At 32.0% G+C, this 8778-nt stretch carries 5 protein-coding genes and 1 pseudogene; 3 read left to right on the top strand and 3 right to left on the bottom strand.

The window, feature by feature from the left end; all coding sequences use genetic code 11:
• From QZZ53_RS16005 to QZZ53_RS15995, 3 genes are all read right to left on the bottom strand, one after another.
• A partial coding sequence (locus tag QZZ53_RS16005; RefSeq protein WP_296386550.1) for a hypothetical protein occupies positions 1–702 on the bottom strand: 702 nt, incomplete at its 3' end.
• 14 nt (positions 703–716) lie between these two features.
• Positions 717–2174, bottom strand: a complete 1458-nt coding sequence (locus QZZ53_RS16000) for a RagB/SusD family nutrient uptake outer membrane protein (RefSeq protein WP_296386549.1) — start codon at positions 2172–2174, stop codon at positions 717–719.
• 12 nt (positions 2175–2186) lie between these two features.
• Positions 2187–5246 carry a SusC/RagA family TonB-linked outer membrane protein gene (locus QZZ53_RS15995; protein WP_296386547.1) on the bottom strand — a complete coding sequence of 1020 codons (3060 nt, stop codon included), beginning with the start codon at positions 5244–5246 and terminating at the stop codon, positions 2187–2189.
• 214 nt (positions 5247–5460) lie between these two features.
• On the opposite strand from QZZ53_RS15995, the gene QZZ53_RS15990 reads away from it, so the two are divergent.
• The 3 genes and pseudogenes from QZZ53_RS15990 to QZZ53_RS15980 form a co-directional block, all read left to right on the top strand.
• Entirely contained in the window at positions 5461–6063 is a 603-nt protein-coding gene (locus QZZ53_RS15990) for a ribonuclease HII (protein WP_296386545.1), read from the top strand.
• A gap of 32 nt (positions 6064–6095) precedes the next feature.
• Entirely contained in the window at positions 6096–8468 is a 2373-nt protein-coding gene (locus QZZ53_RS15985) for a ribonuclease HII (RefSeq protein ID WP_296386543.1), read from the top strand.
• A gap of 81 nt (positions 8469–8549) precedes the next feature.
• Positions 8550–8778, top strand: a pseudogene (locus QZZ53_RS15980) (OmpA family protein); the annotation flags it as partial.

The following is an 8778-nucleotide window of genomic DNA, read 5'->3' as shown; positions in this document are numbered from 1 at the left end:
ACATGTTAGAGCATAAGTACCTGTTAAAGTAACTCCTCCTCCAGTACCTACCATACCATCACCAAATACATCACCGATTTCTAGTGAATAATCACCATTAATTAATGGGAAGTCTAAAGTGTAAGTTTGTGGACTTGTCGAATTTCCTCCGAAAGGAAAAAATCTATCAACAAGAAATGTACCAGCAGAATCTCTAAGAGACCAATACGTTTCAGTTGCCCAAACGTCAGAAACAATTTCTATCGTTAAGTCATTACAAACAATTTCTCTAAAGTAATTAATTGTAGCAACATCATTATATGATCCAACACCAGCTGGAGGCATCAAAGAAATCACAAGTTCTTTAACATCACCATCGTCACCACCTATTTCAGAAAAATCGAAATCTACAGTAAATACTCCTTCATATTCATTAGCTGGTATAGTAACCGTACCTAAAGTATATTCACCAGCAGTACCTTCAGTAGCACTAGTAATAGCAGCATCAAATGTTCTACTAGAAGCAGATACAGTTGAAGCAAATACTGCGATATTTAATGTTAAATCCTCTTCAGGAATTGATAAGTCAAAAGAACTCTTTTGAAACGATATCAAAGTCTCACCATCATATGTTTTGAAAGTGTCTACCTCCTCATCACAACTAACATTAACAAATAATGTAAGTAATAAAAAAGATAGGATATAATATTTATTTGTCTTCATAATTTTTTTAGATATTAGTAATCAGGGTTTTGTTCAATATTAGGATTCTCATCAATCACAGACTGCTGTATAGGCAATTGCCATTTAAAATTACCAGCAGCTAAAGTTAATTGTGCTTGCACTGTACCAGTACCATCAGCTAAATAACCATTACCTGAACGTTGTACACCTTGAGTATGCATAGCAGGTATACCAGAAACTCCTTGAAGTCTCTTTAAAGTAAACCATCTGTCACTAGATTCAAAAGCCAATTCTTTTCTTCTTTCTAGCATAATTGCATTAAATAAAGCATCACCTGTTTCACCACCTGTAAACGAAGAATATCTTGCATTTCTAAGGATATCTAATGTTGCTAGAGCTGAACCAGGGTTAGTAAAGTATTGTGCTTCAGCTAAATTTAATATCACTTCTTCTACTCTTAAATAACGACCGTTATTTAATCCTGTCTGTAATGCACCATTAATATACTTATTACAAACAATCCAGTTATTCACAATTTGAAAATAAGCATTTGTTCTTTCTGGTTCTGTAGTTTGGTCATATAAATCATAAAATGCTTTATCAACATTATACTCAACAATTATACTTGCTCCAGCTCCTTGACTGTAATTAGAATCTAATAAGCCATCAGAAACGATAAAAGGCAATTCAAATAAAACACCAGGACTAGAAGCCGACGTCCAAAGAGAAGCTAAACCACTCGCTGGAGCTGGTGCTACAGCAGTAACTACTGGCTGAGAAAATTGAATTACTCTAGGATAATCTCCTTGATGTAAAGCTACACGACTAATTAATCCTCTAATTGAATTTAAGTCGAATCTTCCTGTTTCACCAGAACCTGCACCGATAAGAGCAACAGCTTCTGTTAAATCAGTATTAATTTTCTCATAAACTTCTGCAACTGTTTCTAAACGTGCTGGTGCAGCAGTAGGATCAAAAGCTTCTAAATAAGCTATACCTAAAGAACCGTTAGCATCAGCTGATTGTGTTGGTATCTTAGAATAGAATCTAGCGACATCAAAATGCATTGCTGCTCTAAGCGCTAAGGCTTCTGCCTTGATTTGATCTTTAAAAGCACCATCTGGTAAATTACCAAGATTCTGTAAAATCACATTAGCTCTTGACACAGCACTATATGCTCTATTATAAAGTATACTTGGCGCAGTATTATCATTATACAACCAATTATGACTTTGAAGATTACTAGTTCTACCTTCTGGGTTGATAATTAAATTGTCTGCAAGTAAGTCACCAACAATAATTAAATCACTAGAGCTACCTGACCCACCATAGTATCCAGTGGCTTTCATTGTTCTCATAGCACCTCTCATTGCTAATTCAAATTCTCCTTCAGTTTGAAAGAAATTCTCAATTACTGTACTATCAGGATCTTGTTGAAAGATATCCTCATCATTACATCCGTAAAGAAGGACAAAAACAAATAATAATTTGTAAATATTTTTTAATTTCATAGTGTTGTTTATTTAAAAGTTAATATCGAAGCCTACGTTAAACGATCTAACTCTAGGATAAGTATATGCAGAATATGTACCTGCTATTGTTACATTATTAGCATCTTCAGTAGAACCATCACCAATTTCTGGGTTACCTTCAAATTCTGACCATATTGCTAGACCTTGAGCTTGCAGGTACATTCTAATAGATTCAATTGATGTATTACCAAATACATTATCTCCAAAAGTGTAACCTACTGTAAGGTTTCTCCAAGCAAGGTAAGACGCATCTTGTAAAAACTGATCTGTACTTCCTTCTATACCATTAACAACAGGTCTTGGCAAAACATTAGTATCACCTGGCTGTTGCCAGTAATTAGCAGCTCCAACAATTCTATTATCTTGCCAACCTGCAAAATCATAAGCATTTAAAGCTGTAAGATTATAAACATAATTACCAACTGAGAAGTTGAAGTTCGTTGTAAAATCAAAACCTTTATAATTTGCACTTAAACCAAATCCACCGAAAAACTCAGGTAAAGGTGATTTACCCTCTATAGCAACAGCATCTTGAGCACTAAAAGTATTTGTGATATTTCCATCAGCATCATAATATAATGCATCACCATTAGCAGGATCAACACCAGCATATCTTACCAAATTATATGTAAATGGTTCTGAACCTACTTGAGTTATTGTTTGACCACCAGGAAAACCTGATAAAAACTGATCTTGTACTAAAGCTGTAATCTCATAATCTGCTTTTGTTACATTACCGAAAACGGTCATGTTAAAGCCATCATAATTTTTAAATACATCATAACTTAGATTCAATTCTAATCCAGAAACTTCACTATCACCAGCATTAATAAACCCTGAATAACCACCAGCTTCTACAGAGAAATTATCTCCAAATATGAAATCTTTTCTAGTATCTTTAAAATAATCAATAGATCCTCTCAATCTTGATTGCTCTAACAATTCAAAAGAAATACCAACGTTAAATTTCTCATTAGTTTCCCATGTAACATCAGGATTTGCAACATTTCCGTTAACAACAGCTGCAGGATTATTACCATATAATAAACCTGTTGTAACTGCAGAGAAATTAGAATATCGTGCTAAACCACTTTCATCACCAAGTGTACCATAAGATACTGACAATTTTAATGCATTTACCCAATCCGCAGAATCCATGAAAGATTCCTTAGCAATATCCCAAGATGCAGAACCACCATAAAAAGTACCATACTGATTATCAAAACCTGCTAAAGAAGAACCATCTCTTCTTGCATAAGCATTAATGAAGTATTTTTTATCGTAGTTGTAATTTATAGCACCTATATATCCAAATCTTGAAACTGTAAATCTAGATGTATTAGATGTTTGATCTATAGACCCAGCTAAATTTTGAGTATTCTGAAAATCATTAGGGTAGTTTCTACTACTTAATACTAAAGTGTAAAAATTCTCATTAGTATATTCAGAGGCAACAGTTACCTTAAATTCATGGTTACCAATTTGCTTCCCATAAGACAACTCATTTCTCCAGTTATAATCTAATCTATCAGAAGATCTATCAGTTTTTGTTCCTTGAGTTCCAATAAACGAATTTAAACGTGCTGAAGGCCTTAAGAAGTTTTCTGATTGTAATCTATCATAATTACCACCAAACTGCGTTCTAGCCTTAAGGTCTTTTGTAATGAATACTTCAAAAAATGCAGAACCAAATAATCTAAGGTTACGTCTTTCTTGATCTGTATTAAAAATTTCATCCTGTACTTGATATCCAAAACTATTTAAAGTAGGAGCAATATTAAATATAGGATTTCCATTACCATCTAATATTTGATTACCATTAGTATCTAATTGGTATAATGGCGCATAAGGATTATTATTATATTCTGACCAGAAAGGAGACTGTACATTTCTTCTATCTCTAGGATCATCTATAGTAGAATACGATCCGTTAAGACTATAACCATAATTCATTATATCGTTAATAGTCGTATTATTATTAAGTGAAGCAGATATACGTTGAAAACCATCGTAACCTACAACAATTCCTTCTTCAGTATCATAACCAACAGAAAAACGTGTAGTAGAATTTTCACTACCTGATGCTATCGCTAAGTTATAAGAAGAAGACTCACCAGTTTTGTATAGAATATCTTCCCAATTCGTTTGGATTTGTGCTAATTCACTAATCTGAGCTTCAGTTCTTGAACGCCCTAAACCTAATGGATTACCAGTAACTGGATCAACTATTGAAGAAAGTGCATTTTCATAATCTAGCTTTTGTCTAGAATTCATTAAATCTACTCTAATAGGAAATCTTTCTGACCATCCATGACGTGTATTAAGTGTAATACGAGATTTCCCCTTCTTACCCTTTTTAGTCGTAATAATAACTACACCATTCGAACCTCTACTACCGTAAAGTGCCGTTTGAGATGCATCAGTTAATACTTGAACAGAAGCAACGTTATTAGAGTTAATAGATACTACATCATCTGAATTCATGTATGTTCCATCAACAACATAAAGTGGATTTAATAATCCACCTGTTGGACTAAAAGAACCTCTAACGTTAACATTTGCTGTTGCACCTGGCGCTGAATTTGCAGAAACAACATTTACACCAGATAAGTTACCTTGTAATGCTCTATCAATTGAAGTTGTATTGACAATAGTTTTTAATTGCTCTTCTCCTAAAGAAGACACACCATTATCAACTTCCTTACCAACATCAAAAATACTACTAGCTACAATAACAACTTCATCTAAAGTGTTATCGTTTTCAAAAGCTAAATCAATAGTATTAGAAGCACCTACTGGTAATTCTGTAGTTTTCATACCTACATACGAGAACACCAAAACGTCTCCAACATTAGCTTTGATAGAATAATTACCATCAAAATCTGTTTGCACTCCTCTAGAAGTACCTTTTACAATTACATTTACACCAGGAAGTGGTAAACCATCTTCTATTGTAGTAACTGTACCTGTGACAGTTTTCTCTTGTGCGAAAGAGAATTGCATCACGAACGCCATAAAAAGCGTTAATAACCATGTTAATTTTAATTTCATAAAACAATTATTTGAGTTAGTCTAGTTGCAAACATCTTAATTTAATATTAAATAACCAAGTGTTTTTGCCAAAAAAATGTTAACGTTTTTACTAATCTCTCAACGAAGCATCTAATTCATTATTTCAATGTTTTAGACATTCAGCTCAATAACAAGATGCAAAAACTGTGAAAGGGTTGCGTTAAAATTTTAACTTTGTTCAAATTTTAACATATTGACTCTTAAAATTCAATTTTCATCCTTTGATTTAGAATGTGGCACAGACGAGGCTGGCAGAGGCTGTTTGGCTGGTCCTGTAACTGCTGCTGCCGTAATTTTACCACTTTCATTTAATAATGATCTATTAAACGATTCTAAACAACTTTCAGAAAAAAATAGAAATATTTTAAAACCTATTATAGAATCTGAAGCTACATCGTTTGCGTTTCAACATATTTATGAAACCGAAATTGATAGCATAAATATTCTCAATGCATCCATAAAAGCGATGCATGGTTCTATTGAAAAGCTTAGAATTACTCCAAATTATATCATTGTGGACGGTAATAAGTTTAAACCATATCATGCAATTCCGCATAAAACCATCATTAAAGGTGATAGTAAATACCTCAGTATTGCAGCAGCTTCAATTTTAGCTAAAACATATAGAGATGCATACATGGAAAAAATCCATGAAGAATTCCCGATGTATAACTGGAAACAAAACAAAGGTTATCCAACTAAAGAACACAGAGCCGCAATTAAAAAATACGGTATCACTAAATACCATAGAAAATCATTTAGATTATTGCCAGAGCAATACCTTTTAGATATATAACTTTTTATATTTGTAGTCACAATTTTATTTTAATGAAGCAACTTGGTTTTTTATTGATTTTATTTTCCATTCTATTAGCCTGTAATAAAGACTACAACAAAATCAATCATCCTTATAAATTTATACCAAGCGAAACCTCAGCAGTTATTCAGGTTAATGAGCTTAATGACTTTGTTAATAGTATTGAAAATCATGATATACTTTCTGGTATATATAATAAGGAGTTAAAAAATGCTTCAAACATTTTAAAAAATCTCAGCACAACACAACACGTTTTTATAGCTTTTACTGAATCTATTCAATCCCATTCAGATTATTTAATACTAACCAAGAATGACTCTGCTCTATTTGTTATCGATTCTATTCCTAATATTATTTCGGAGTCATTGGTAGATTTAAAAATTGAAAAGACACAAATAGACACTACAATCATATATCATAAAATTATAGGTAATGTATTTGCTGGTTCAAATAATCTAGAAGTCTTAAAAAACCTTAGTCCTAAAAAAGAAAATACTGAGCTGAGTAGACTAATTGAAACCAGTGATAAGAAATCTGTAGCTTCAATCGTTTTTAAATCTGATTCCAAAAACTATTCAAAATTATTGTTTTCAAATTTCAGTAATGAAGCCATTAAGAGCAATTACAGTGTATTGGATTTAAGTTACACCGATAAAAGTCTACTATATAATGGGATTCTAACTTCTAATGACTCTATTTCTGATTATCTCGATAATTTTAAGAATACGATTCCTCAAAAAACAAATACACCAAAGTTGGCTCCTTATAACACGGGTTCGTTAGTTAGCATTGCGTATGATGATTTTTCAGTATTCAATAAAAATCTAATTCAATTCAATACGCAGACAATAGATAGCACGGAGACATTCCTAAATCTTACTAATGAAATTGCATTAATAGACAATGCCGTTTTATTATACACACTAGATCCAGATTTGGTTTTAGAGTCTATTGAAGAAAAATCTAATATTGATGCGTTTAGAGAGATTGACATTTATGAATTTGGTAATCCTGATTTTTTTGAATCGCGACTCATGCCATTTATGAGCTTTGATAATTCTGAATTCTTTTCAGTTTATGAAAACTTCATAGTGTTTTCAAATTCCATAGACTCCATAAAATCTATACTAACTCATGCACTCAATAATAATACACTTGCAAACTCGGATGCTTTTGAGAGCATCAGTAAAAGTTTAAGTGACGAGGCTTCTTTATTTATTTTTAAAAATTCTGACGGTCTGTCTGAAATTTTAGAGCAAAATATAAAAGGTTACAGAGCCAATGCTGTTCAGTTTATATATGAAGATGACTATGCTCATGTTAATGGCGTTATTCAAAAATTTAAAAAGAGGGCCACTACAAACTCAGTAACTGAAGCTTATACAGTACAACTTGACGCAGAACTTCTTACCACACCTCAAACATTAAAAAATCATGTTACCAAAGCGCATGATATTGCTGTACAGGATACAAATAACGTTTTATACCTCATTTCTGATTCTGGTAATATTCTATGGAAGAAACAACTACAAGGAAAAATACTTGGCAAGATTGAACAAATAGACATCTATAAAAATGGTAGATTACAGCTTGCTTTTGCAACACCTAATCGCCTTTATATTTTAGATAGAAATGGAAATGATGTAACTTCTTTTCCATTAAAATTTAACGATGCAATAACTCAACCTCTTTCGGTTTTTGATTATGACAAAAGAAAGAATTTTAGACTATTGGTAACTCAAGGTAAAAACCTTTTAATGTATAATACTAAAGGCAAATCGGTATCTGGTTTTAATTATATAAACAATGGTTTAGATATTTCGTCTCAGCCAAAACATTTTAGAATAGGCAGTAAGGATTATATTGTATTTAGTGCTGGTGAGACTTTAAAAATCTTAAACAGACAAGGAAAAATTAGAATCAATGTAAAAGACAAAATTTCTTTTTCTGAAAATGAATTATACTTATACCAAAATAAGTTCACTACGACAAATACACTTGGTCAATTAGTACAAGCCGATACAAGAGGGCGATTAAATACAAAAAACTTGAATCTAACCGAGAAGCACAAGATTGCAACCACAAGTAAAACTTTAGTTTCTCTCACTGAAAATAAGCTAAACATTAAGTCTAGAACTATAGATTTAGATTATGGTGATTATACAGCTCCAAAAATCTTTTATCTTAATGATAAAATCTATGTTACTACAACAGATTTACAATCTAAAAAAGTATATCTCTTCGATAGCCAAGCTAAGTCCATTCCTAATTTCCCAGTATTCGGAACTTCATTCGCAGAATTACAAAAGTTAGATAAAGACAATGGTTTAGAACTTGTTACAAAAAGTGATGCTAAAACGATAGTCGTTTACAAACTGTATTAATTTCTTAACCAATTACACATTTCATTTTTTAGTATCAATAGTTATTCTTAATTTTAGACAGCTATTAATCAATTACTTAAAATGAAATACACCACAGCTTTAAAACAAATTATTATTACGTTATGTTTCGTCATTCTTGTAGCTCCAGCACTTGAAGCACAAACAAAAAAAATAAAACGTCCAAAAAGTAAAGTTGGCATTTCTAGTGTAGTCCGTTTTGTTAAAGAATCTTTTGATCTATATGACAAAGTATATAAATATGATGGCTATGCCGCTTCTGGAACACCCTTAGAAGATGAAGATATTGATG

This window comes from Winogradskyella sp., from assembly GCF_016744625.1.
Classification (GTDB): domain Bacteria; phylum Bacteroidota; class Bacteroidia; order Flavobacteriales; family Flavobacteriaceae; genus Winogradskyella.
Note: the sequence above shows the minus strand (reverse complement) of the source record. Positions and strands in the feature narration are given on the sequence as shown.

Bases quoted from the DNA above. Each gene is read 5' to 3' on its own strand.
- QZZ53_RS15985 (WP_296386543.1), top strand. From the start codon at position 6,096: ATGAAGCAACTTGGTTTTTTATTGATTTTATTTTCCATTCTATTAGCC.
- QZZ53_RS16000 (WP_296386549.1), bottom strand. From the start codon at position 2,174: ATGAAATTAAAAAATATTTACAAATTATTATTTGTTTTTGTCCTTCTT.
- QZZ53_RS15995 (WP_296386547.1), bottom strand. From the start codon at position 5,246: ATGAAATTAAAATTAACATGGTTATTAACGCTTTTTATGGCGTTCGTG.